Annotated in this window: 24 protein-coding genes; 4 read left to right on the plus strand and 20 right to left on the minus strand. The window is 68.3% G+C overall.

Translation table 11 applies throughout. The features are described from left to right. Positions 1 to 41: 41 nt before the first annotated feature. From rplW to J4030_RS10035, 6 genes are all read right to left on the minus strand, one after another. A complete protein-coding gene (rplW, locus tag J4030_RS10010) occupies positions 42 to 356 on the minus strand; it encodes a 50S ribosomal protein L23 (protein WP_307864645.1) in 315 nt (104 codons plus the stop codon). Continuing rightward, entirely contained in the window at positions 353 to 1,015 is a 663-nt protein-coding gene (rplD, locus tag J4030_RS10015) for a 50S ribosomal protein L4 (RefSeq protein WP_208049088.1), read from the minus strand. The genes rplW and rplD overlap by 4 nt, the downstream gene beginning before the upstream one ends. 5 nt (positions 1,016 to 1,020) lie before the next feature. After that, the gene (gene rplC / locus J4030_RS10020) at positions 1,021 to 1,686 is read right to left on the minus strand and encodes a 50S ribosomal protein L3 (protein ID WP_208049089.1); all 666 of its coding nucleotides are present in this window, start codon (positions 1,684 to 1,686) and stop codon (positions 1,021 to 1,023) included. A 19-nt stretch (positions 1,687 to 1,705) separates the two neighbouring features. Beyond that, on the minus strand, positions 1,706 to 2,014 hold the full coding sequence (rpsJ, locus tag J4030_RS10025; protein ID WP_012867945.1) for a 30S ribosomal protein S10: 309 nt from the start codon (positions 2,012 to 2,014) through the stop codon (positions 1,706 to 1,708). Between the two features lie 481 nt (positions 2,015 to 2,495). Continuing rightward, the gene (locus J4030_RS10030; RefSeq protein WP_208049090.1) at positions 2,496 to 3,530 is read right to left on the minus strand and encodes a DUF4037 domain-containing protein; all 1,035 of its coding nucleotides are present in this window, start codon (positions 3,528 to 3,530) and stop codon (positions 2,496 to 2,498) included. Between the two features lie 31 nt (positions 3,531 to 3,561). Further along, positions 3,562 to 4,395, minus strand: coding sequence for a helix-turn-helix transcriptional regulator (locus J4030_RS10035; protein WP_208049091.1), 834 nt, complete (start codon positions 4,393 to 4,395; stop codon positions 3,562 to 3,564). 86 nt (positions 4,396 to 4,481) lie between these two features. Between J4030_RS10035 and J4030_RS10040 the strand changes: the two genes are divergently transcribed. Further along, the gene (locus tag J4030_RS10040) at positions 4,482 to 5,162 is read left to right on the plus strand and encodes an SDR family NAD(P)-dependent oxidoreductase (protein WP_208049092.1); all 681 of its coding nucleotides are present in this window, start codon (positions 4,482 to 4,484) and stop codon (positions 5,160 to 5,162) included. On the opposite strand, the gene J4030_RS10045 is transcribed toward J4030_RS10040, so the two are convergent. The 6 genes from J4030_RS10045 to J4030_RS10070 are packed head-to-tail and all read right to left on the minus strand — an operon-like array spanning position 5,156 to position 11,119. Next, entirely contained in the window at positions 5,156 to 6,187 is a 1,032-nt protein-coding gene (locus J4030_RS10045; RefSeq protein ID WP_208049093.1) for a hypothetical protein, read from the minus strand. The genes J4030_RS10040 and J4030_RS10045 overlap by 7 nt on opposite strands. Next, a complete protein-coding gene (locus tag J4030_RS10050; RefSeq protein ID WP_208049094.1) occupies positions 6,187 to 7,503 on the minus strand; it encodes a hypothetical protein in 1,317 nt (438 codons plus the stop codon). Before J4030_RS10050 ends, J4030_RS10045 begins: the two co-directional genes overlap by 1 nt. Then, on the minus strand, positions 7,500 to 8,285 hold the full coding sequence (locus tag J4030_RS10055; RefSeq protein WP_208049095.1) for a TauD/TfdA family dioxygenase: 786 nt from the start codon (positions 8,283 to 8,285) through the stop codon (positions 7,500 to 7,502). Before J4030_RS10055 ends, J4030_RS10050 begins: the two co-directional genes overlap by 4 nt. A 42-nt stretch (positions 8,286 to 8,327) precedes the next feature. Continuing rightward, positions 8,328 to 9,176, minus strand: a complete 849-nt coding sequence (locus tag J4030_RS18500) for a class I SAM-dependent methyltransferase (protein ID WP_208049096.1) — start codon at positions 9,174 to 9,176, stop codon at positions 8,328 to 8,330. 1 nt (position 9,177) lies between these two features. Continuing rightward, positions 9,178 to 10,416 (minus strand): sedoheptulose 7-phosphate cyclase, encoded by a 1,239-nt coding sequence (locus tag J4030_RS10065; RefSeq protein ID WP_208049097.1) that lies wholly within the window; start codon positions 10,414 to 10,416, stop codon positions 9,178 to 9,180. Positions 10,417 to 10,450: 34 nt separating this feature from the next. Next, positions 10,451 to 11,119, minus strand: a complete 669-nt coding sequence (locus tag J4030_RS10070; RefSeq protein ID WP_208049098.1) for an HAD family phosphatase — start codon at positions 11,117 to 11,119, stop codon at positions 10,451 to 10,453. A 247-nt stretch (positions 11,120 to 11,366) separates the two neighbouring features. On the opposite strand from J4030_RS10070, the gene J4030_RS10075 reads away from it, so the two are divergent. Continuing rightward, entirely contained in the window at positions 11,367 to 11,936 is a 570-nt protein-coding gene (locus tag J4030_RS10075) for a TetR/AcrR family transcriptional regulator (RefSeq protein WP_208049099.1), read from the plus strand. Positions 11,937 to 11,938: 2 nt separating this feature from the next. On the opposite strand, the gene J4030_RS10080 is transcribed toward J4030_RS10075, so the two are convergent. From J4030_RS10080 to J4030_RS10095, 4 genes are all read right to left on the minus strand, one after another. Continuing rightward, positions 11,939 to 12,877 carry an AraC family transcriptional regulator gene (locus J4030_RS10080; RefSeq protein ID WP_208049100.1) on the minus strand — a complete coding sequence of 313 codons (939 nt, stop codon included), beginning with the start codon at positions 12,875 to 12,877 and terminating at the stop codon, positions 11,939 to 11,941. A 128-nt stretch (positions 12,878 to 13,005) separates the two neighbouring features. After that, entirely contained in the window at positions 13,006 to 15,381 is a 2,376-nt protein-coding gene (gene ppsA / locus J4030_RS10085) for a phosphoenolpyruvate synthase (RefSeq protein WP_208049101.1), read from the minus strand. A gap of 22 nt (positions 15,382 to 15,403) precedes the next feature. Next, on the minus strand, positions 15,404 to 16,228 hold the full coding sequence (locus tag J4030_RS10090) for a pyruvate, water dikinase regulatory protein (protein ID WP_208049102.1): 825 nt from the start codon (positions 16,226 to 16,228) through the stop codon (positions 15,404 to 15,406). Positions 16,229 to 16,288: 60 nt separating this feature from the next. Then, on the minus strand, positions 16,289 to 17,557 hold the full coding sequence (locus J4030_RS10095) for an aminotransferase class I/II-fold pyridoxal phosphate-dependent enzyme (RefSeq protein ID WP_208049103.1): 1,269 nt from the start codon (positions 17,555 to 17,557) through the stop codon (positions 16,289 to 16,291). 195 nt (positions 17,558 to 17,752) lie between these two features. On the opposite strand from J4030_RS10095, the gene J4030_RS10100 reads away from it, so the two are divergent. Together J4030_RS10100 and J4030_RS10105 are read left to right on the plus strand one after the other, a co-directional pair. Then, positions 17,753 to 18,241, plus strand: coding sequence for a carbonic anhydrase (locus J4030_RS10100; RefSeq protein WP_208049104.1), 489 nt, complete (start codon positions 17,753 to 17,755; stop codon positions 18,239 to 18,241). A gap of 77 nt (positions 18,242 to 18,318) precedes the next feature. Then, complete coding sequence (locus tag J4030_RS10105) at positions 18,319 to 18,894, plus strand: helix-turn-helix domain-containing protein (protein WP_208049105.1); 576 nt, start codon at positions 18,319 to 18,321, stop codon at positions 18,892 to 18,894. Between the two features lie 179 nt (positions 18,895 to 19,073). On the opposite strand, the gene tuf is transcribed toward J4030_RS10105, so the two are convergent. The 4 genes from tuf to rpsL form a co-directional block, all read right to left on the minus strand. Next, on the minus strand, positions 19,074 to 20,267 hold the full coding sequence (gene tuf, locus J4030_RS10110) for an elongation factor Tu (RefSeq protein ID WP_208049106.1): 1,194 nt from the start codon (positions 20,265 to 20,267) through the stop codon (positions 19,074 to 19,076). 137 nt (positions 20,268 to 20,404) lie between these two features. Next, positions 20,405 to 22,510, minus strand: coding sequence for an elongation factor G (gene fusA, locus J4030_RS10115; RefSeq protein ID WP_307864646.1), 2,106 nt, complete (start codon positions 22,508 to 22,510; stop codon positions 20,405 to 20,407). Positions 22,511 to 22,599: 89 nt separating this feature from the next. Then, the gene (gene rpsG / locus J4030_RS10120) at positions 22,600 to 23,070 is read right to left on the minus strand and encodes a 30S ribosomal protein S7 (RefSeq protein ID WP_208049107.1); all 471 of its coding nucleotides are present in this window, start codon (positions 23,068 to 23,070) and stop codon (positions 22,600 to 22,602) included. Beyond that, a complete protein-coding gene (gene rpsL, locus J4030_RS10125; protein WP_179482630.1) occupies positions 23,070 to 23,444 on the minus strand; it encodes a 30S ribosomal protein S12 in 375 nt (124 codons plus the stop codon). Before rpsL ends, rpsG begins: the two co-directional genes overlap by 1 nt. Positions 23,445 to 23,652: the final 208 nt, after the last annotated feature.

Genomic DNA, 23,652 nt, shown 5'->3' on the forward strand with positions numbered 1-23,652 from the left:
TTGTCCCTCTAAGTCCTATGTGCGACAACGTGTCTCGCGGGTCAGCCGGCGGAGCCGACCTCACCGAAGATGTCGATCGCACCTTCCTTGAGGGAGACGATCGCGCGCTTGGTGTCCTTGCGCTTGCCGAGACCGGCCTTGGTACGACGCGTCTTGCCCTTGCGGTTCAGCGTGTGGACCGAGGAGACCTTGACGTCGAAGACCTTCTCGACGGCGATCTTGATCTCGGTCTTGTTGGCGCGCGGGTCGACCACGAAGGTGTACTTGCCCTCGTCCATCAGGGCGTACGACTTCTCCGAGACGACCGGCTTCAGCAGGATGTCGCGGGGGTCCTTGATGTGGATCCGGCTGGTCACTTCGCGTCCTCCTGCGTGGTGAGCTTGGCGGCCTGCAGCGGTCCGGCAAGAAAGGCATCGAGCGCGGACTTGGTGAAGACCAGGTCGTCAGCGCAGAGCACGTCGTAGGTGTTGAGCTGGTCGGCGTACAGCGTGTGCACGGCCTCCAGGTTGCGCACCGAGAGCAGCGCGTTGCGCTCGTCACGGCCGAGCACCACCAGCAGGTTCTTGCGCTCGCTCACGTTGCCGAGCAGCGTCGCCGCCGTGCGGGTGGAGGGCACGTCGCCCTCGACCAGTCCGGTGTAGACGTGGATGCGGCCGTGGCGGGCCCGGTCCGACAGGGCCCCGCGCAGGGCGGCGGCCTTCATCTTCTTCGGGGTGCGCTGGCTGTAGTCGCGCGGCTGCGGGCCGTGGACGACGCCACCACCGGCGAACTGCGGTGCGCGGGTCGAACCCTGGCGGGCGCGGCCGGTGCCCTTCTGGGCGTAGGGCTTGCGACCACCACCGCGGACTTCACCGCGGGTCTTGGTGGAGTGCGTGCCCTGGCGTGCGGCAGCGAGCTGCGCGACGACGACCTGGTGGATCAGCGGCACGTTGGTCGCCACGTCGAAGATCTCGGCGGGCAGCTCGACCGTGCCGTCGGTCGCGCCGGCGGGGGTCTGGATGTCAACGGAAGTCATCGACCTCAGGCGCCTTTCTCGATTGACTTGGCCGCAGTGCGCACCAGCACGAGCCCACCCTTGGGGCCGGGGACGGCACCCTTGATGAGCAGTACGCCGCGCTCGGCGTCGACCGCGTGAATGGTCAGGTTCTGGGTGGTCTGACGCTCGCCGCCCATCCGGCCGGCCATCCGCATGCCCTTGAAGACACGACCCGGGGTGGCGCAGCCACCGATCGAGCCCGGCTTGCGGTGGTTCTTGTGCGAGCCGTGCGAGGAGCTCACGCCGTGGAAGCCGTGACGCTTCATGACGCCGGCGAAGCCCTTGCCCTTGGTGCGGCCGATCACGTCGACCACCTGTCCGTCGCCGAAGGTCTCCGCGGTGACGTCCTGGCCGAGCTGGTAGTCGGCGGCGTCCGCGGTGCGGATCTCCACGAGGTGGCGGCGGGGGGTGACCCCGGCCTTCTCGAAGTGTCCGAGCATCGGCTTGGTCACCTTGCGCGGGTCGATCTCGCCGTAGGCGAGCTGGACCGCGTGGTACCCCTCGCCGTCACCGCGTACCTGCGTCACGACGCAGGGGCCGGCTTCGACCACGGTGACCGGGATGAGTCGGTTGTCGGCATCCCAGATCTGGGTCATGCCGAGCTTCTTGCCGAGGACGCCCTTCACGGAGCGCTCAGTCGTGTGTGTCATGGATGAGTCACCTACCGATCTAGAGCTTGATCTCGATGTTGACGTCCGCCGGCAGGTCGAGACGCATGAGCGAGTCGACGGCCTTCGGGGTCGGGTCGATGATGTCGATGAGCCGCTTGTGCGTGCGCATCTCGAAGTGCTCGCGGCTGTCCTTGTACTTGTGCGGCGAACGGATGACGCAGAAGACGTTCTTCTCCGTCGGCAACGGCACGGGGCCGACCACCGTTGCGCCGGCACGGGTCACCGTGTCGACAATCTTGCGCGCCGAGCTGTCGATGACCTCGTGGTCATACGACTTCAGCCGGATGCGGATCTTCTGTCCCGCCATCTGAGTGCGTCTCTCTCTCGCCGTCATCGTGCTGTGAAAAGAACTGTTGTGCCCTGCCGTTCCTCCGACCCCCGCGCTCGGGTGTGTCGCCCTGACGCCGCATGCACGCCTGGAACAGAACTGCTTACCCGTGGGTGGCCTTGGATCCGGTGGGACCCCGCCTGCGCTTCCCTCACCCGCCGCGCGCCTACCGTGAACGGCTGCACGTCGTACGTTTTCGGGGCGGCGGGATCGGTCGATGCTTCACGAACCGGAACGAACCAGCGCCGTGCACCTGCCGACGCCCGCGCGTCAAGCAACCAGAACAGTCTGCCAGAGGGCCCGGCAGGTGCCAAATCGAGCAGCCGTCGCGACGCGTGACCTGCCGCACGCAGCAGTGCTCGTGTCACCTGCTTGGGCCCTTCGCGCGGCGGTCGTCTCCTGCGGCCGGTGATCCACGGCGTCTCGACCGCCCCGCTCGACACCCGGGGCGCGCCGTGAGTCAGAGTCCGTAGAGCGCCGCCGCCATCGCGCGACGCCGCCGGGCGCTCAGCAGCACGAGGACGTCGTCGGTGCACTGCTCGACCGAGCCGACGCGCACCGGGAGCGCCAGGATCCCCCGATCGGCGATCCCCATGGTCAGGGCCTCGACCAAATCGGCGGAGACGGTGCGGAACGGCCGGTCGTGGAACGCCACCAGCGGCTGCTCGACACCTGGCAGCCCCGCCTCACGACCGATGTCGTGCAGGACCGCGAGTGCCCGGCACAGGTGCGACTCCCGGCCCTCCCAAGTGGTGGCGGCCAGGCACTCCAGGAGTGCGGGACCCGCGTGCGCCGCTCGCGGGAGCTCCCCGAACGCTGCGCCGCGCCATTTCGGGTACGGCGCCCACCGCCGCTCCAGGAGGAACCCGAGGTGCATCGCGGCATCCACCAATCGCCCCGCCAGCACCCGCGAACCAAGCTCGTCGCCCTGCAGACCGCACCGGCCCATCAACGGCAGCTCCTCCCCGATCCGTCGCCATCCGCACGCGACGAGCCACTGCCGCAGGTCATCGGGATACCGGGCGAGGGCGCTGCGGGCGGCGCCCAGGTCACCGACGCTGTCCGTGAACACCTCACCGCCCACGACCTCCAGGGCAGCCTGACCGGACAGCGACAGCCAGTCCAGCAGGCCGACGGGTGCGCGGACAGGATCGAAACCCAGCCGGCCGATGAGCAGGTCGTGCAGGTCCGCGACCTCGACGCGGTGCCGGATCGACGGATCGGACGTCATCGCGAACCGGACGGGGTACCCGAGCACGACGTCCGGAAGCTCCGCCTCGAGATGTCGGTCCGCGGCGGTGACGAGGGCGGCGTCGACCAGCAGGGTGAGACGCAGGCCCCAGTCGTGATCGCGCGACATCTCATCGTCGCGACCGACCACCTCCGACCCGCCCCCGATCCGCGCGGCCGCGTACGGCAGTCGTGGCCACCGGGCATGCAGGACCGGTCGTACGACGTCCTCGAAATACCGCCTGCTCAGCGACAGCCCGTCCATACCCGCCAGTGTCCCGTGCGACCGGGCGCGATCAGGACGTCAGTGTCTGGGTGCCGGCGACGTCCAGGAGGGCGAGCTTCGAGGCGTCCTGCGATCCCGGCGCGACGGTGTAGACGACGATGCGCAGATCGGCGCCGGGCACGGTGAGGACGTCGCAGTCGATGGCGATCGGACCCACGGGGGTCGACGTCGCGGTCTTGGTGCTGGACCGGTGCCGCGCGACGTGCGCCCGGCTCCAGCGGAGCTCGAAGTCGGGGCACTCGGCGCGCAGCCGGGCGATCAGGGCGGCCAGGCCGGGGTCGTCGGGGTAGCGACCGGCGGCCTCGCGCAGATCCGCAGCGAGATCGTCGGAGAACTCCTCGGCGTGCTCGTCGTCGAAGTCGATGACGCCGGGCGCCTTCATGAAGTGGCGCCAGGCGACGTTGCGCTCCACACCGCGCAGCCCCGACGGGTCGCCGGTCAGCGCGGCCCAGAGCGGATTCCACCAGAGCAGATCCCATGCGGCCGAGTGCACGCCGATCGGGACGTCGCCGAGTCGGTCGAGCAGGCGCTGCACCCCGGGGGCGATGTGCCGCGAGACCAGGGTGTCCGACGGCACGGCGGCACCACTCAGGCGGTAGAGATGGTCCCGTTCACCGTCGGTGAGGCGCAGGGCTCGGGCCAGCGCGCCGACGACCTGCGGGGAGGGGTGCCGGGACCTGCCCTGCTCCAGCCGGACCAGGTATTCGACGCTGACACCGGCGAGGGTCGCGAGCTCTTCACGCCGCAGGCCGGGAGCGCGCCTCCCAGCGCCTGGCGGGAGCCCCACCTCGCGGGGACCGATCCGGTCGCGCCACGCGCGCAGCACCTCGGCGAACTCGTCCACGCTCCCATGATGCTCGCTGGCGCGGTGCGCTGACTGGTACCGGCAGGGCGTACCCACGTGGGAGGAACGGGGCGCAGCGTGGAGGCATGACCACGACATTGATCACAGGAGCAGGCCGCAGCCTCGGGCTGGAGACCGCGCGCCGCCTCATCGACGCCGGCCACACCGTCTACGCCGGCCTGCGCAACCCCGACGACGGTGACGCCGTCCGTGCCATCGGCGCCCGCGTCGTACGGCTGGACGTCACCGACAGCGCCTCGGTGCAGGCGGCGTTCACCGAACTGCCCGAGCTGGACGTGCTGGTCAACAACGCGGGCATCCTGGGCACGGCGTACGGCGTGGACGACCTCGACGCGGCCGCAATGGCTTCGGTGCTCGATACCAACGTGACCGGGATCGTGCGGGTCACCCAGGCCGCCCTGCCGCTGCTGAGGAAATCCGCGAACCCCGTGATCGTCAACGTCGCGTCCGGTGTCGGATGGCCCCGCTACCTGCAGGACCCCGAGCACGACGAGTACCCGGTTCTGGCGGTGCCGTACGCGGCGTCCAAGGCCGCCGTCGTCGCCCTGACCGTGCAGTACGCGAAGAACCTGCCGGACATGCGGGTCAACGTGTCCGATCCGGGCTACACCGACACCGACTTCAACGCGCACAGCGGCCACCAGACCGTCACCGAGGGCACGGACGCCACCGTCGCGCTCGCCACCATCGACCAGGACGGGCCGACCGGCGAGTTCCACGACCGCGCCGGCCGCATCGCCTACTGAACCGGGCGATCCAGGGCCTCGGCGATCGCCGTCGCGAACAACTCCGGCAGGTCGAGGCCAGCCGCTGCGGCCATCACCGCGACCACGCTCGTCCGCGCGAACGAGCAGTACAGCCCGGCCTCCAGGAACCACGGTTCGCCGTGCTGGTCGATGCGGAAGTCGAAGAGGCTGTAGTGCCGGGCGCCCATCGCGCGGTGACAGCGACGCGCGACCTCCTGGGCACGCCCGGTCAGGGGGTCGGTCGGATCGACGATCCACGCGTGCTCGGCGTCCTTGGCCATCAGCTTCAGACCGCCTTCCGCGACCGCGCCGATCTTGTCGGCGTGGTCGCGGATCGGCTTGGTGTCGGGATCGACGCTGTACTCCTCGAGCGGCAGCCCGATGAGCTCCCCGTCCCGTTCGACCAGCCCGACGCGGATCTCGCGGCCGAGTTCGACATAGGACTCGACCAGCACCTCGTCGGCGTGCTCGAACGCGGCGGCGAGCGCGTCGTCGTACTCCCCCGGCTCGCGCACGAGTCCGATGCCGAGGGAGTTGTCGGCGTCGACCGGTTTGACGACGGAGGGGGTGGCGATGGTGGGCCGCTCACCGGGCCTCAGCACCTCTCCCGCCGGCACGTTCACCCCTGCTGCGGCGACGACCGCGCGAGCGCGGGCCTTGTGGGCGCCCAGCGCCATCGCGTCCGGGGTGTTGCCGACGTACGGGATGGCGAGCACGTCGAGCAAGGCGCGGTACGACGTCATCCCCGGGATGCAGAACAGCTGCGGCAGCGCGACGTCGATCTCCCACGACGCCAGGTGGTGCAGCGCCTCGCCGAGCGTCATCGACGGTGCGGCGGCGATGGCCTCCGGACTCAGGTCGGTCGGGAAGCACCAGTGACCACCCGGGGCGACGTACGCCACCACGAACTCATAGAGGTCCGGATCGGCTACGGCGACAAGGGCATCCGCGGCGTAGAGCCGCGAAAGGTCGGCGTAGAACCCACTCACCGGCGAGCCCGCCAGGTGCAGTACGCGCAGGGCCATCAGTCCCCCGCCGCCTGCACCAGCTTGCCGATGTTGAAGTCGACCCGGATCCAGTCCTTGAGCCGCACCAGGTTGTGCAGCAGCAGGGACGGGATCTGCAGGTGGTGCACGAGCAGGAACGGCAGCGGGTCGGCCGCGTCGAAGATGGCGTCCTTGCCGCGCGCGATGGTCCGCAGCCTTCCCGGCACGTCGCCCGGCCGGGTGAGCAGTCGCCATACCTCGTGGTAGATCCAGTACGTCGGCCGGCTGGACGGCAGCGGCGTCACCACGGGGTGGCCGTCCTGCAGATAGGCGTCGGCGAGCTGCGGGTGGTCGTAGAACATGGTGATCGCCGAGTGGGTCCGCGGATTGCACTCGATGGCGTAGACCTGCCCGTCCGGCGCCTCGATGAAGTCGAAGGAGACCTGCCCGGTCAACGCGTGGGCCAGGACGAACCGGCCCACCCAGTCACGGATCTGCGGCTTGTCGACCATCTCGTAGTTGATCTGGAAGGCCGACGACGGACAGCAGCAGTACACCTGCACGCGGCCGCCGCGCACGGTGCTGTGCGTGCAGTACTCGTCCCCGGCGATGAAGGCCTGCAGGATCCACGGGTTGGCCTCCGAGATGGGCTTGTCCGCCAGGAACTCCTCGAGCTGCTCCGGCGTCGCGGTCGGCAGCCGGGTCAGGTCGAGGCGGTTGACGGGGTCGTAGGCGAGGCTCTTCAGGATGAACGGCGTCGCGCGCGAGCCGAAGTCAAAGTCGCGCAACTGCTGGGGCGACGTGATGCGGTGGCACTCGGGCACCGAGAGGCCCACCTCCGTGGCCATGGCCGAGAACTCGAACTTGTCGTCCAGTCGCGCGATGACCTCCGGCGTGCCGTGCAGCACCTCGCAGTACGCCGAGAGCACTTCTCCGGCGACCGCGTCCGGGTAGCTCGCCGCCGGGGCGCAGACCGGGACGTAGACGTCGATGCCCTCGGCACGGACGATCTCGAGCAGCGCGTCGGTGTAGCCGGGTCCACCCGGGGCGGGCACCGTGTAGAACCGGTCGACGGCGCGCGAGAAACGGTGCCCTGTGTAGCGATAGGTGGCGGTCTCGACCAGAACCACCCGGTGCCCCGCACGGTGGAACGCCCGGGCGAGCGCCAGGGCCTTGGTCATCTTGCCGCCGCTGATCAGGATCGTCCGGGCCACGGTGAGCGGCGCCGGCGCCGCGTCCTCGCGCCGCCGACGTACCAGTTGCACGCCGGTCACCGCGAGATTGAGCGGCAGCACGACCTGGAGCAGGGTCAGCGTGCCGAGGGTCCTCAGGGTGGCGCGGGCCGCACCGGTCACGCCGCGATCCGCCGCGGGTAGTCCGCCACCATCCCCCGGTGCATCACGCGATCGCCCACCACGCCGTCATGGTCGGCGCGGTGCAGCACGCAGCCGTTGTCCCACATGACCACATCGCCCGGCGACCATACGTGCCGGTAGAGGTTGTCCTCGCGGGTGGAGTGCTCGAGCAGGTACCGCACCGTCTCGCGCGTCTCGTCCTCCCCCATCCCGCTGATCGACCGGCAGCGCGCGGCCGTCGTCAGATAGAGCGACGTGCGCCCGGACACCGGGTGCTCGCGGAAGATCGGGTGTTCGGCCGAGGTCTCGTCGTCCGGTCCGAGATCCAGGCCGGTGACCACGTGCGTGATGGTGCGGCCTCGCAGCCTGTCCTTCACGTCGTCGGGAAGGGTGTCGTACGCGCGGTACTGGTTGCTGAAGAGCGTCTGACCGCCGGCGCTCGGGATCTGCACCGCTCGCAACGCGGTGTACGCGGGCGGTCTGCTGACGTAGCTGGTGTCGACATGGAACGTGCTCTTGGGCGGCACGTCCCGCCCGACGTTGCTGATGAGGTTGAGGTCGTCGTACCCCCGCACCGGGGTCTCACCGGTGGAGAAGGTCAGCTGCCCGAACGCCCTGAGGAAGGCGACGAAGGTCGCATCGTCGATCCGCTGGTCGGGCAGTACGAGCACCCCGTGCTCGGCGAGCAGACCCTGCAATGCTGCGACCGTGGCGGGGTCGATCCCCACCAGCGGAAGGCCACCCACCCTGATGCCGACCGGTCCTACAGCGACGGTGTCCATGACGACTCTCCTGGGTGGCTCGGTGGGACATGACGGACCGCATCACCGGTCGACGCGGCGGATGAGCGTGAGCCCGTCGCGCAGCGGCACCAGCACCTGCTCGACCCGCGGATCACCCGCGACCTCGCGGTTGAACGCGGCGATGTCCTCCCCGTTCGGGGTGGGTGAGCGGTCCAGGTACGGCTGACCCTGCATCAGGGTGTTGTCGACGCAGACGACGCCGTGCGGGCTGAGGAGGTCCAGCTCGAGCACCGCGTTGAGGTAGCCCGAGTACCCGCCCTTGTCCGCGTCGACGAAGACCAGGTCGAAGCGTTCCCCGGCACGGGCGGCCTGCGCCAGGGTCTCCAGGGCGGGACCCATCCGCACGCTCACCTTGTGCCCGGCCTGCGACGCGGACAGGCACTCGCGAGCGATCCCGGCGACGTACTCGTCGATCTCGCACGCCACGACGCGCCCGTCCGGGCCGAGGGCCTCGGCCATCGCGAGCGCCGAGTAGCCGGTGAACATGCCGATCTCCAGGACCCGTTGGGCCCGCGTCAGGTGGATCAGCATCTTCAGCAACTGACCCTCCACGTGCCCGGAGAGCATCTCCTGCTCCAAATGACCTGCGCCCGGGCCCGTCGCCCAGTCCACCTCGCGCGTATGCCGGGCCAGTGCCTGCAGGTCCGGCGACTCGGGGGTGGTGCACCGTTCGAGATAGGGGTCGATGCCCGCGACGAGGTCGCGGCACTCGCGCAACTGCGCCAGCCACTCCTGCCCCAGGCCGGACCCGACCGATCCCGCCTCCGCCTGCTGCACCAGTCGGGCGAGTTCGCGCGCGGCGATCGCGACCGGAGTGACCGGCCGCGCGGCGCCGGCGGCGTACGCCGTCGAACGGGCGGGGACCGCCACGTCAGCCGGCGACCCGGTCGGTGGCCTCACGAGCGCGGGAGTCGATGAACATGTCCTCACCCTCTCCATCCCGCGGGTAGTGCCGGCACAGCTCCCGGTGCACCTCCAGGGTCGTGCGCATCTCGGACTCGGGCAGGTCGTTGATGAAGTCGCAGGTGCCGATCGGGTGGGGTACGGCCGCGCGCAGCAGCCCGTCGCGGGTCTGCACGATCGACTCGGTGCCGCGTTGCAGCAGCTCCGGAGTGAGGTGCGGGCTGTCCAGCGTGAGCCCGATCCTGCTCATCAACCAGAAGATCCGGTCGCGCTCGCTGACACTGATCAGGCCACGCTGCTCCGCCAACGTCGTGGAGAAGGCCATGTCGAGGTTCACCGCGTGACCGTGGAAGTAGGGCACGGTCGGGGTGAGCTCGAGCGTCGGGCTCCAGGTGTGCCCGAAGGCGATGACCCGGTCCAGATCGAGCTCCTGCAGGTTGGGCACCTCCAGCTCGAGCATCGTGTTGATCGCGTCGTAGGTGACCCGATGAGCGATCTCGCGCAGCTCCGGCGTCCCGTCCAGGTGGCCGAACCGGGTGACCAGCAGGTCCTCGCCGTACTTCTCCAGCAGGTCGAAGATCGAGCCGTTGCCGACGATTGCGATCTTCAGCATCTCGGCCATTCCGTTGCGGACCTGCTCGATCGGCAGCGTGCGCAGGAAGGAGAAGTCCAGCAGCACCTGCTGGGAGGCGTGGAAGGCGCCCAACCGGTTCTTGTACGACCCGTGGTTGACCGCCACCTTGATGGCCACGCTGGCGTCGATGAGCCCGATCAGGGTGGTGGGGATCCGGATGTAGTTGGTGGCCCGCCGGAACGTAGCGCACGCCATGCCGGCCACATCGGTCGTCAGGCCGCCCCCGACCACCAGCACCGGTTCGGTACGCACCAGACCGAAGCGGCCGAACGCGTCCACGATGCTCTCCAGCGTGCGCAGCGTCTTGTCCGGCTCCTTGATGCGCACCGGGAAGACGGTCAACGCGATGCCGTGGTGGTCGAAGTACCGCTCCATCTGCTCGCGGTAGAGCCCGTGGACGGTCTCATCGACCACCATCAGGCACCGCCCGTAGGCCCGGTAGCTGTCCGCCAGGACGGTGTTCTCGACGGCGAAGACGCCGTCGACGTACGACAACGAGTACGCGATCTTCTCGTAGGCCTCGACGTGGAACGAGGTCTTGGTGGCCTCGAAGGTGGCGTGCGGGTTCGACATGGGGTTCCTGTCTGGTAAGAGGCGTGGGGCGGACTCAGTGACTCGAGATCAAGCTCTCGAGTTCCTCGAACCGCACCTGCTCCACCCGCCGCTGGGCGGCGCCGAAGTCGTGCTTGGCCGTGTTCTCGTTGGGGAAGGCCACGCAGGTCAGACCCGCCGCCCGTGCCGCCTGGACGCCGCCGACGTTGTCTTCGATCGCCACGCATCCCGCGGGCTGCTCGCCCAGCTGCTCGAGGGCGAACTCGTACGCCGCACCCGAGGGCTTGGGCTGGTCGACGTCCGTGGCGTCGACGATCACGTCGAAGACGTCACTGGTGAGGTCGGGGTTGAGGGCGTCGAGCAGCGCCGAGATGTTCTGCCGCGAGGTGGTGGTCACCAGACCCACCTTGAAACCGGTGGCCTTGGCGTCGCGGATGGTCTGCACCACCTCGGCACGCGGCCTGGTGTCGGACGAGGCGAGGTCGCGCTGGAAGATCTCCGACTTCGTGCTGTGGACGGCGTCGGCGTCGACGGCCTGCCCGCGCTTCTGCGCGTACTGCGCGATCCGATCCCGGCCACCGCTCTGGTCCAGCATCTCCAGGTAGTCCTCCCGGTCCCACTCCCAATCCAGGCCGTGGGACGCGAAGGCCTTGTTGAACGACTGCCGCTGCAGTTCGGAGGTGTCTGCGATGGTGCTGATGGAGCCGAACAGGACTGCTGACATTGAGACTCCCGATAGGTGCGAGACGTGGGGGTGCCGGGTGGTGCGCACCCGGCGTGCCGAACGCCCGACACCGGCGAAGGTCTCGAACAGGACACGTCACGCGCTCACCCCGCGAGCCGACACCGTCTGATGCCGCCGTCACGCGTAGGCTCCCGGCTGCCGCGGGGGGAAATGAATTCCGCGGTTTTCTGTGAACTCATCAGAAACTAGTGGACAATCGGTCCAGTAGCAAGAAGCGAGGTGGACCATGGCGACCGCTCCTGACAACACTCCCGACGCCCGGGTGGTCCGCACCCGTAACGACATCCTGGCCGCGGCCCTCAAGGTCCTGGCCGACGAGGGTCAGGAAGCCCTCACCCATCCGCACCTCGCCCGCGTCGCCGGCTACTCGCGCGCCACGGTCTACAAGCACTGGCCCACCCGCGGCGACCTGCTCCGGGAGGCCTTCCACTGGCTGAACGACATGCCGCACCACACCCCGACCGGTGACCTCCGCGAGGACCTCATCGCCGAGCTGACGATGTTCCGCACGGTCATGCGGGTCTACCGCGTGGACAGGCTGCTCGCGGTGCTCGCCGATCTCGCGGTCTCCAGCAAGGAGATGGCGCAGATCCGTGACGAGATGGTGGACGACGGCGAGGCCGTCATCCGTTCGATGCTCGCGACGGTGGCGCACGGGCCCGCGCTCGAAGCAGCCTCGTTGATGCTGCCCGGGTTCGTCCTGAACGCCGCGATGCTGCACGACGGTCCGCCGGACGACGACCTGATCGCCGCCGCCGTCGACATCACCCTGGCCGGGATCCGCGCGAAGGACTGAGGTCAGCGCGCGATCGGCGCGCTCGCCTCGTCGTTCGGCACCCACCCGAGGGGGTCGCCCCACCCGAGGTCGCCGATCCCGTGCTGGTCGAGGGCGAGCGCGACGAGCGTGCGACGGTGCGCGGCGAAGGTGAGCACGTGCGCGATCATTCCGCCGTAGGTGAAGACCCGCGGCGGCGTGCAGGTGGTGTCCACGAAGGTGTCGTCGAGTTCACCGAGGTCGATCGCCTGGTGCACCCGGGCGCGGAACGTCTCACCTTCGGTGCGCAGTCGTTCCCGCATGGAGCCGACCGTCTCGTGCCGCTCGACGTCCCAGTCGTACGGGCGCAGCGCGAGCGCGGCGTTCCACATCGCCATCTGACCCACCAGGCGGGACAACAGCCGCCGCAGGGTCATCTCGTCCGGGTCGTCCTCGAGCCCGTACTCGATGCGCTCGTCGAGCACCGGGTCGGGCAGTCGCGCAGCACGATCGACCATCTCCCCCGTGAGCCACACGTGATGGGCCACCATCCGATCGATCAGATGCATCGAACTCACCTTTCGTCGTCCGGGCAGCCGGATGCTCCCCGGTGGCAGGAAGTGCACGTCATTGGGTGAGGCGATCGCCATGCCGGCCGGTCGCCGCCGCCATTCGGCAGGCGGGGTCCCGAAGCCGCGGGAGAACGCCCTGGTGAACGCCTCGTGCGAGCCGTACCCGGCCTCGGTCGCCACGTCGAGGATGGTGCGGTCGGTGGAGCTCAGCCGGTACGCCGCGCGCTCCAGCAGCAGGCGCCGCCGCAGCGCCGCCGGGGACTCGCCGGCGACCGCCGACACGATCCGGTCGAGGTGGGAGCGCGAGACGAACAGTCGCGCCGCCAGATCGGCGGGCGCGCTCTCGGCGTCGTCGAGGGCGTGTGCCAGCACCGCCACGAACTCGCCGAAGAGGTCACCGCGCGTTGCCATGCACCGATTCTGGACCGCGGCCGGCGTACCGCACTTGATCGCTTTCGCCCGCCTACGCGGTGGGGACGACGAAATCGGGAGTACCCGCGCGCTCGATCCGGCGCGCGGGTACTCCCGATGAGGAGAGGTCAGGCCTTGGCGCGTTTGGCCAGGCGCAGCCAGGTCTCCACGACGGTGTCCGGGTTCAGCGACATGGACTCGATGCCCTGGTCCAGCAGCCAGTCGGCGAGGTCGGGGTGGTCCGAGGGACCCTGACCGCAGATGCCGACGTACTTGCCCTTGTCGCGACAGGCCTTGATCGCCATGGTCAGCATCTTCTTCACCGCGGGGTCGCGCTCGTCGAAGCCGGCCGCCACCAAGGAGGAGTCGCGGTCGAGCCCCAGCGTCAACTGGGTCATGTCGTTGGACCCGATGGAGAAACCGTCGAAATACTCCAGGAAGTCCTCCGCCGCAACGGCATTGGAGGGAATCTCGCACATCATCACGACCTGCAGGTCGTGCTCGCCGCGCTTGAGACCGTGCTTCGCCAGGAGGTCGATGACGCCCTTGGCCTCGGTGGTGGTGCGCACGAAGGGGATCATCACCTTGACGTTGAGCAGCCCCATCTCCTCGCGGACGTAGCGCAGTGCCTCGCACTCCATCGCGAAGCACTCCGCGAAGTCCTCCGACAGGTACCGCGACGCGCCGCGGTACCCGATCATCGGGTTCTCCTCGTGCGGTTCGTACGCCTCGCCACCGAGCAGCCCGGCGTACTCGTTGGACTTGAAGTCGCTCATCCGGACGATCACCGGCTCCGGGGCGAACGCCGCCGCCAGCATCGAGACGCCCTCGGCCACCCGCTTGACGAAGAACTCGCGCGGACTGTCGTACGCCGAGATGAGCGGCGCGATCTGCCCTTTCAGGTCCGCGTCGAGCGTGTCGAAGTCGAGCAGCGCCTTGGGGTGGATGCCGATCTGGCGGTTGATGATGAACTCCAGCCGCGCGAGCCCGATGCCCTTGTTCGGCAGCCGGGAGAACTCGAAGGCCTGGTCGGGCGTGCCGACGTTCATCATCAGCTTCACCGGGATCTCGGGCATCTCGTCGAGGGCGGTCTCCTTCACCTCGAAGTCGAGCTCGCCGTCGTACACGAAACCGGTGTCGCCCTCGGAGCAGGAGACGGTGACCTCGCGCCCCTCGGCCAGATCCTTGGTCGCGCTGCCGGTCCCGACGACCGCCGGGATGCCGAGCTCCCGGGCGATGATCGCCGCGTGGCAGGTGCGCCCGCCGCGGTTGGTGACGATCGCCGACGCGCGCTTCATGATCGGCTCCCAGTCGGGGTCGGTCATGTCGGCCACGAGCACGTCGCCCTTGGCGAAGTCGTGCATCTCCTCCATCGAGCTCAGCACCCGCACCTTGCCGGCGCCGATCTTCTGCCCGATGGCGCGGCCCTCGATGATCACCTCGCCGCGCGAACCCATCACGTAGCGCTGCAGGGTGGAGCCGGCCTGGCGCGACTTCACGGTCTCCGGGCGGGCCTGCAGCACGTACAACTTGCCGTCGACGCCGTCCTTGCCCCACTCGATGTCCATCGGGCGGCCGTAGTGCTCCTCGATCTTGAGGGCATGCGTCGCCAGCTCCTGCACCTCGTCGTCGGTAAGGCTGAGGCGCCCGCGCTCCTTCTCGTCCACGTCGACGAACTCGATGGTCTTCCCGACCGTCGCGTCCTTCGTGTAGACCATCTTGGTGGCCTTGCTGCCGAGTCCGCGCTTGAGGACGGCCGGCTTGCCCGCGCGCAACGCCGGCTTGTAGACGTAGAACTCGTCGGGGTTGACCGCGCCCTGCACCACGGCCTCCCCGAGCCCGTAGCTGGAGGTGATGAACACCGCGTCGGAGAAACCCGACTCGGTGTCGATGGTGAACATCACCCCAGAGGAGCCGATGTCGGAGCGCACCATCTTCTGCACGCCCGCCGACAGCGCGACCGATGCGTGGTCGAAGTCGGAGTGCACCCGGTAGGAGATGGCCCGGTCGTTGTAGAGCGAGGCGAAGACCAGCTTGATGGCGTGCAGGACGTTGTCGATGCCCTTGACGTTGAGGAAGGTCTCCTGCTGCCCGGCGAACGAGGCGTCCGGCAGGTCCTCGGCGGTCGCGGAAGAGCGCACGGCCCAGCTCGGTTCGTCGTCGTCGCCGACGAGCTTCTCGTACGCCGTACGGATGTCGTCCTCGAGGTCCTTCGGGAAGTCCTGCTCCTCCACGGAGGTCCGGATCTCCCCGCCCACCCGCGCCAGCTCGCGGGTGTCGTCGACGTCCAGGTCGTCCAGCAGGCCGTTGATCCGGTCGGCCAGGCCGGTCTCACCGAGGAAGCGCCGGTAGGCCTCGGCCGTGGTCGCGAAGCCGTCCGGCACCCGTACCCCCGCGTCGGCCAGGTTGCTCACCATCTCCCCCAGCGACGCGTTCTTGCCGCCCACCCGGTCGACGTCGTCGAGCCCGAGATCGGCGAACCATTCGATGTTGCTGCTGGCCATGCGTACCTCTTCTACAAGGCGCTCAGTGAGCGCGGTTCAGCTTCTGGGTCTGCATGATCACCGCGGCCATCTCCTCCACCGACATCGCGGCGGAGTTGATGCTGGGGATCCGATGTGCTCGAAACATAGCCTCGGCACGCCGCAGCTCGTAACTGCACTGCGTCAGCGAGGCGTACGCCGATCCGGGACGGCGCTCGCCGCGCACCTGCGAGAGCCGGGTGGGGGTGGTCAGGATGCCGAAGCACTTCTTGGCGTGCGCCCGGATCGGGCGGGGCAGGTCGGTGGACTCGAAGTCCTCCTCGACCAGGGGGTAGTTGGCCACCAGCAGACCGTGCTGCAACGCCAGGTACATCGTGGTCGGCGTCTTGCCGCACCGCGAGGGAGCCGTGAGGATCAGGTCGGCGCGGTCGATCGCCCGCATGCTCTGACCGTCGTCGTGCTCGATCGCGTACTCGACGGCCTTCATCCGGGCGTCGTACTGCAGGGGATCCCCCACACCGTGCGCGCTGCCGGAGTCCCGGGTCGCGTTGACATGCAGCACCCGCTCGACGAGGTCGAGCTGCGATCCGAAGAGGTCCACAAACGCGCATTCGGTGCGCATCAGCACCGCGCGCAGTTCCTCGTCGGCGACGGTAGAGAACACCAGCGGGATCACCTCGTCGGTCTTGGCGTCGTCGAGGTTGGCCAGCACCTCCTCGGCGTGCTCGACCGTGGTGATGAAGGGGACCTTCTGCCGGATGAACCGGACGGTCGGGAACTGCTGCAGGATCATGTTCCCGAGTGTCTCGGCAGAGATCCCGGTGCCTCCTGCGAGGAAGAAGACCGGCGTCGCATCGACCATGGGCATGGGGCTCACCCTCGCACAGCCGGGCCACCCCATCGGGCAGACCGGGCAGACCGGTCCACCTCAAGCGCCGAGCTTCTCCGCTGCCGCGACGAGCACACAGGTGGCCACCGCCTGCATGGCCTGCGTGACCTCCTCCAGGGGAGGCATGGTCGGCGCGAGCCGGATGTTGCGGTCGCGCGGGTCGTCGCCGTACGGGAAGGACGCGCCGGCCGGCGTGAGGGCCACCCCGGCGGCCTTGGCGAGCTCCACCACCCGCGACGCCGTGCCGTCGAGCACGTCGAGACTGACGAAGTACCCGCCGGTCGGGGTGTTCCAGGTCGCCACGTCCTGGCCGCCGAGGCGCTCCCGCAGCACGCGCTGCACCTCCTCGAACTTGGGCGCGATGATCGCCCGGTGCGATCGCATGTGAGCGCGCACGCCGTCCGCGTCGCCGAAGAACTGCGCATGCCGCAGGTGATTGACCTTGTCCGGCCCGATCGAGCTCTTCGCGAGGTGGCCGGTGTACCAGGCGATGGTCTCGGCCGACCCTGCCAGGAAGGCGACACCTGCCCCGGCGAAGGTGATCTTCGAGGTGGAGGCGAAGACGATCGGTCGGTGCGGGTGCCCCGACACCTCCGCGAGCGACAGGATGTCCGCGCTCTTGGCTTCGTCGTCGGTGAGGTGGTGGAACGCGTACGCGTTGTCCCAGAAGATCTTGAAGTCCGGTGCGGCCGTCTCCATGGCGGCCAGTGCGGAGGCGACCTCCAGCGTGCACACGGCGCCGCTGGGGTTGGCGTACGTCGGGACGATCCACATCCCCTTGATGCTCGGGTCGTCCGCGACCAGCGCCCGCACCGCGGCGACGTCCGGGCCGTCGGGGGTCATCGGCACGGTGAGCATCTCGACGCCGTAGTGCTCGAGCAGCGAGAAATGCCGGTCGTAGCCGGGGACCGGACAGATGAACTTCACCGATTCCTCGACACCCCAGGGGTTCTCGGAGTCCACGCCGCCGTGGAAGAGGTGGTAGAGCAGCGTGTCGGACATCATCGTCAGGCTCGCGTTGCCGCCCGCGACGATCTGGCCGGCGCTGACCCCGAGCAGCTCGGCGAAGATCGCCCGCAGTTCGGCGAGACCGGTCAGACCGCCGTAGTTGCGCACGTCCGTGCCGTCCGCCGCGACGTGACCGCGGGGCAGTGACAGCAGCTCCTCGGACAGGTCCAGCTGGGCAGCGCTCGGCTTGCCACGGGTGAGGTCCAGCGTCAGTCCCTTGCCGACCAGGTCGTCGTACGCCGCGCGCTGGGTCGCTGCGAAATCACGGAGTTCATCGGCCGACAGGTCGGTCAGGGCCACGGCGGTTCACCATTTCTGTGCGGGTGCGGCGGAGACTGCATTCTCTCAGGGCCGCCGGGGCGCGATGGACCCCGTCTCATCGCGGGCGGCGACCTTCGCCCCAAGGGCTCGGACGCTGCCGGAAGTTCACCTCACCGTAGATAACACTTTGCTATGGTCGTTCATGTATCCACTTATGCAGCAGGAAGGTCCACCATGACGGTCACCGACGAGTACCTGGCCAACAACGCGGCGTACGCCGAGAACTTCGAGGGTCCGCTTCCGCTGCCGCCCGCCAAGCACGTCGCGGTCGTGGCCTGCATGGACGCCCGGATCAACGTGTACGGCGCGCTGGGGATCGCCGAAGGTGAGGCGCACGTCATTCGCAACGCCGGCGGCGTCATCACCGAGGACGAGATCCGCTCCCTGGCCATCAGCCAGCGGCTGCTCGGCACGACCGAGATCATCCTGATCCACCACACCGACTGCGGCATGCTCACCTTCACCGACGACGACTTCAAGGCCTCGATCGAGAAGGACACCGGCGTGCGCCCGGCGTGGGCCGCCGAGGCGTTCGGCGACCTCGAGGGCGACGTGCGGCAGTCGGTCGCCCGCATCAAGGCCAGCCCGTTCGTCCCCCACAAGGACCAGATCCGCGGCTTCGTCTTCGACGTGGCCACCGGGAAGCTGAACGAGGTCTCCTGACCCAGCCCGGTTGTCAGCGGGTTACTGGCGCGGGCACCAGATAGTTGCTGACAACCGACGTGCGAACATCAGGTCGCATGGACGACGACATCGAGTCGGTGCTGACCGGCGTGGGGCCGCGGCTGCGCGCCGTACGCGAACAACGCCACGCCACGCTCGCCGACATCGCGGCCGTGACCGGCATCTCGGTGAGCACCCTGTCCCGGCTGGAGTCCGGCCGCCGCAAGCCCACGCTGGAGATGCTGCTGCCGCTCGCGCGTGAGTACGCCGTCCCGATCGATGAGCTGGTCGGCGCGCCCGCGACCGGTGACCCGCGCATTCACCTGCGGCCGGTGAGGCGACACGGTCAGACGCACATCCCGCTCAGCCGGCGTCCCGGCGGTACGCAGGCGTGGAAGATCGTGTTGCCTCCGGCGCAGCCGAATGCGGTGCCCGATCCGAAGACGCACGCCGGATTCGACTGGCTCTACGTGCTGTCCGGCCGCCTGCGGCTCGTCCTCGGCGACCGCGACATGGTGCTCGCGGCGGGCGAGGCCGCCGAGTTCGACACCCGGGTGCCGCACTGGTTCGCCAGCGCGGACCCGCAGGCGACCGAGGTGCTCAGCCTGTTCGGGACCCAGGGCGAACGCGCCCACTTGCGCGTCCGCGCGTAACCCTCTCGGTTGTCCGCACTTTCGTGCAGACGGGTACACGAAAACGCGGACAACCGGCGTACGCCGTCGCGGTTGTCAGCACCACGTCCACGCTGACAATCGCGGCATACAGGAAGGCCCCGGCCCGCCGAAGCGGACCGGGGCCTTCCCGGTGATTCACCTCCTCGCGGAGGCGGCGATCACTTGGTGATCTTGGTGACGCGACCCGCGCCCACGGTGCGGCCACCCTCACGGATGGCGAACCGCAGACCCTCGTCCATCGCGATGGACGCGATGAGCTCGACGGACATCTCGGTGTTGTCACCGGGCATGACCATCTCGGTGCCCTCCGGCAGCTTCACGACGCCGGTGACGTCGGTGGTGCGGAAGTAGAACTGCGGGCGGTAGTTGTCGTAGAACGGCGTGTGACGGCCGCCCTCGTCCTTGGACAGGATGTAGACGTTCGCCTCGAAGTTCGTGTGCGGGGTGGTGGTGCCCGGCTTCACGATGACCTGGCCGCGCTGCACGTCCTCGCGCTTGATGCCGCGCAGCAGCAGGGCGGCGTTGTCGCCGGCCTGACCGGTGTCGAGCATCTTGTTGAACATCTCGATGCTGGTGACGGTGGTCTTGACGGCGCCCTCGTTGAGGCCGACGATCTCGACCTCCTCGTTGATCTTCAGCACGCCGCGCTCGATACGACCGGTGACGACGGTGCCACGACCGGTGATCGTGAAGACGTCCTCGACGGGCATCAGGAAGGGCTTCTCGGTGTCGCGGACCGGCTCCGGGATGTTCTCGTCCACGGCGTCCATGAGCTCCAGGACGCTCTTGCCCCACTCCTCGTCGCCCTCGAGGGCCTTGAGTGCGGAGACCTTGACGACGGGGAGGTCGTCACCGGGGAACTCGTAGGAGGACAGCAGTTCGCGGACCTCCATCTCGACGAGCTCCATGATCTCCTCGTCGTCGACCATGTCGGCCTTGTTCAGCGCGACGACGATGTAGGGGACGCCGACCTGACGCGCGAGCAGCACGTGCTCCTTGGTCTGCGGCATCGGACCGTCGGTCGCGGCGACGACGAGGATGGCGCCGTCCATCTGCGCGGCACCGGTGATCATGTTCTTCACGTAGTCGGCGTGCCCGGGGCAGTCGACGTGCGCGTAGTGACGCTTCTCGGTCTGGTACTCGATGTGCGCGATGGTGATCGTGATACCGCGCTGCTTCTCTTCCGGCGCCTTGTCGATCTGGTCGAACGCGGACTGCGCGTTCAGGTCCGGGAACTTGTCGTGCAGCACCTTGGAGATCGCGGCCGTCAACGTCGTCTTGCCGTGGTCGATGTGACCGATGGTGCCGATGTTGAGGTGCGGCTTGCTGCGCTCGAACTTGGCCTTACCCACTGGGTACTCCTTCAAAACTGTTGGTCTGACGCCGGGGCGTCCTTATGGTGTTCTGCTGCTGGTGGGATGACGACGTGTGCCGTCCCTGAGGAACCCCGTCGCGTCGCCTGCGAGGCAGGCGACGCGACGGGAGAAGCTCATTCGCCCCGGATCTTCTTGATGATCTCTTCCGCCACGTTCTTGGGAACCTCGGCGTACGAGTCGAACTGCATCGTGTAGTTGGCGCGACCCTGGGTCTTGGACCGCAGGTCGCCAACGTACCCGAACATCTCCGAGAGGGGCACGACCGCTCGCACGATCTTGGCCCCGCTGATGTCCTCCATGGCCTGGATCTGACCACGGCGGGAGTTGAGGTCGCCGATCACGTCACCCATGTAGTCCTCCGGGGTGCGGACCTCGACCGCCATCATCGGCTCCAGCAGTGCAGGATCGGCCCGACGGACCGCTTCCTTCAGCACCATGGATCCGGCGATCTTGAACGCCATCTCCGAGGAGTCGACGTCGTGGTAGGCGCCGTCCAGCAGGGTGGCCTTGATGCCCACCAGCGGGTAGCCGGCGAGGACACCGAGCTGCATGGCCTCCTGCATGCCCTGGTCGACCGACGGGATGTACTCCCGCGGGATGCGACCACCGGTCACCGCGTTGTCGAACTCGTAGAGCTCGCCCTCGGCGGTGTCCAGGGGCTCGATCGTGACCTGGACCTTCGCGAACTGGCCGGACCCACCCGTCTGCTTCTTGTGGATGTAGTCCAGCTTCTCCACCTTGCGGCGGATCGTCTCGCGGTAGGCCACCTGGGGCTTGCCGACGTTCGCCTCGACGTGGAACTCCCGCTTCATGCGGTCGACCAGGATGTCGAGGTGCAGCTCGCCCATGCCCTTGATGATGGTCTGGCCGGTCTCCTCGTCCTGCTCGACCTGGAAGGTCGGGTCCTCCTGCGCCAGCTTCTGGATCGCGGTGCCGAGCTTCTCCTGGTCGCCCTTCGTCTTCGGCTCGATGGCCACCGAGATGACGGGCTCGGGGAAGGTCATCGACTCCAGGACGACCTGGCTGCTCACGTCGGACAGGGTGTCACCGGTGGTGGTGTCCTTCAGTCCGATGAACGCGTAGATGTGACCCGCGGAGGCGGTCTCGACCGGGTTCTCCTTGTTGGAGTGCATCTGGAAGAGCTTCCCGACGCGCTCCTTGCGGCCCTTGGTCGTGTTCATGACCTGACCACCGGTGGACATCCGACCGGAGTACACCCGCACATAGGTCAGCGTCCCGAAGAACGGGTGCGTCGCCACCTTGAACGCCAGAGCCGAGAACGGCTCCTCGGTGTTCGGCTTGCGGACGATCTCGGTCTCCTCGTCGCCCGGCTTGTGGCCGATCATCGGGGGGACGTCCAACGGGTTCGGCAGGTAGTCGACGACGGCGTCGAGCATGGGCTGCACGCCCTTGTTCTTGAACGCCGTGCCACACAGCACCGGGTTGACCTCGCCGTCGATGGTGATGGCCCGGATGCCCGCCTTCAGCTCCGCCTCGGTCAGTTCCTCGCCTCCGAGGTACTTCTCCATGAGGGCGTCGTCGGACTCCGCGACCCGCTCCAGGAGGTGGGTGCGGTACTCGTCCGCCTTCTCCTGCAGGTCGGCCGGGATGTCCTCGACCTCGTAGTCCTCGCCCAGCTTGGTCTCACCGCGCCATACGAGGGCCTTCATCTGGACCAGGTCGACGACACCGATGAAGTCCGACTCGCTGCCGATGGGCAGCTGGATGACCAGCGGGGTCGCACCGAGGCGGTCCACGATGGTCTGCACCGTGTAGTAGAAGTCGGCGCCCATCTTGTCCATCTTGTTGACGAAGCAGATGCGCGGGACCTTGTACTTGTCGGCCTGACGCCAGACGGTCTCGGACTGGGGCTCGACGCCCTCCTTGCCGTCGAACACGGCCACGGCGCCGTCCAGGACGCGCAGCGAACGCTCCACCTCGACGGTGAAGTCGACGTGCCCGGGGGTGTCGATGATGTTGATCTGGTTGTCTTTCCAGAAACAGGTCGTCGCGGCGGACGTGATCGTGATGCCGCGCTCCTGCTCCTGCTCCATCCAGTCCATCGTGGCCGCGCCGTCGTGGACCTCACCAATCTTGTAGTTGATACCGGTGTAGAAGAGGATGCGCTCGGTGGTCGTGGTCTTGCCGGCATCGATGTGGGCCATGATGCCGATGTTGCGGACCTTCTTCAGGTCGGTCAGCACTTCCTGCTGTGCCACGGTGTGGTTCCTTATCCGCTCGTCGAATGTTGTGGTGCGGCGTCCGTGCGGTCGCCGGTCTGCCGGCGACCGCACGGGTCAGCCGTGGATCACCAGCGGTAGTGCGCGAAGGCCCGGTTGGACTCGGCCATCTTGTGGGTGTCCTCGCGACGCTTGACCGCGGCACCCAGGCCGTTGCTCGCGTCGAGGATCTCGTTCATCAGTCGCTCGGTCATCGTCTTCTCGCGGCGCTGCCGGGAGTAGCCGACCAGCCAACGCAACGACAGGGTCGTCCCGCGGCCGGGCTTGACCTCGATCGGCACCTGGTAAGTCGCACCACCGACGCGGCGGCTCTTGACCTCGAGGCTCGGCTTGATGTTCTCCAGCGCGCGCTTCAGCGTGACGACCGGATCGGTGCCGGTCTTCTCACGGGTGCCCTCGAGGGCGCCGTACACGATGCGCTCGGCGACGGACTTCTTGCCGTCCAGCAGGATCTTGTTGATCAGCTGGGTGACCAGCGGCGACCCGTAGACCGGGTCGATGACGAGGGGGCGCTTCGGGGCGGGACCCTTACGTGGCATTACTTCTTCTCCCTCTTCGCGCCGTACTTGGAACGAGCCTGCTGACGGCTGCGGACACCCTGGGTGTCCAGCGAGCCGCGGACGATCTTGTATCGCACGCCGGGCAGGTCCTTCACGCGACCGCCGCGGACGAGCACGATCGAGTGCTCCTGCAGGTTGTGGCCGACGCCGGGGATGTAGGCCGTGACCTCGATGCCGGAGGTGAGCTTCACGCGGGCCACCTTGCGCAGCGCCGAGTTCGGCTTCTTGGGGGTCGTGGTGTAGACGCGGGTGCACACACCGCGCCGCTGGGGGCTGCCCTTCAGTGCCGGCGTCGAGACCTTCGTGGCCTTGTCCTGCCGACCCTTACGGACGAGCTGGTTGATGGTAGGCAACCTGTTGTCTCCGTCTGTTTCGTGTCTTGTCGTTCGCCCGGACTCGTGCCCGGACGATTCCTTGGATTGCCGACGCCGCCTGCATCCGACCCCCGCACTCGGGTGTGTCGGAACGGCGTACGCCGGAGCCCTCCCCCGCACTTCCCGGCGTCTCGTGACGAATCGACACGGTCTGACCAGGCTGCCCGGCGAGGGCGTGTATCGCGGT

Source organism: Allobranchiibius sp. CTAmp26 (genome assembly GCF_017565405.1).
GTDB lineage: Bacteria > Actinomycetota > Actinomycetes > Actinomycetales > Dermatophilaceae > Allobranchiibius.

Bases quoted from the DNA above. Each gene is read 5' to 3' on its own strand.
- rplD (WP_208049088.1), bottom strand. From the start codon at position 1,015: ATGACTTCCGTTGACATCCAGACCCCCGCCGGCGCGACCGACGGCACG.
- rplC (WP_208049089.1), bottom strand. From the start codon at position 1,686: ATGACACACACGACTGAGCGCTCCGTGAAGGGCGTCCTCGGCAAGAAG.
- rpsJ (WP_012867945.1), bottom strand. From the start codon at position 2,014: ATGGCGGGACAGAAGATCCGCATCCGGCTGAAGTCGTATGACCACGAG.
- J4030_RS10030 (WP_208049090.1), bottom strand. From the start codon at position 3,530: ATGGACGGGCTGTCGCTGAGCAGGCGGTATTTCGAGGACGTCGTACGA.
- J4030_RS10040 (WP_208049092.1), top strand. From the start codon at position 4,482: ATGACCACGACATTGATCACAGGAGCAGGCCGCAGCCTCGGGCTGGAG.
- J4030_RS10045 (WP_208049093.1), bottom strand. From the start codon at position 6,187: ATGGCCCTGCGCGTACTGCACCTGGCGGGCTCGCCGGTGAGTGGGTTC.
- J4030_RS10055 (WP_208049095.1), bottom strand. From the start codon at position 8,285: ATGGACACCGTCGCTGTAGGACCGGTCGGCATCAGGGTGGGTGGCCTT.
- J4030_RS10065 (WP_208049097.1), bottom strand. From the start codon at position 10,416: ATGTCGAACCCGCACGCCACCTTCGAGGCCACCAAGACCTCGTTCCAC.
- J4030_RS10070 (WP_208049098.1), bottom strand. From the start codon at position 11,119: ATGTCAGCAGTCCTGTTCGGCTCCATCAGCACCATCGCAGACACCTCC.
- J4030_RS10075 (WP_208049099.1), top strand. From the start codon at position 11,367: ATGGCGACCGCTCCTGACAACACTCCCGACGCCCGGGTGGTCCGCACC.
- J4030_RS10080 (WP_208049100.1), bottom strand. From the start codon at position 12,877: ATGGCAACGCGCGGTGACCTCTTCGGCGAGTTCGTGGCGGTGCTGGCA.
- ppsA (WP_208049101.1), bottom strand. From the start codon at position 15,381: ATGGCCAGCAGCAACATCGAATGGTTCGCCGATCTCGGGCTCGACGAC.
- J4030_RS10090 (WP_208049102.1), bottom strand. From the start codon at position 16,228: ATGCCCATGGTCGATGCGACGCCGGTCTTCTTCCTCGCAGGAGGCACC.
- J4030_RS10100 (WP_208049104.1), top strand. From the start codon at position 17,753: ATGACGGTCACCGACGAGTACCTGGCCAACAACGCGGCGTACGCCGAG.
- J4030_RS10105 (WP_208049105.1), top strand. From the start codon at position 18,319: ATGGACGACGACATCGAGTCGGTGCTGACCGGCGTGGGGCCGCGGCTG.
- rpsG (WP_208049107.1), bottom strand. From the start codon at position 23,070: ATGCCACGTAAGGGTCCCGCCCCGAAGCGCCCCCTCGTCATCGACCCG.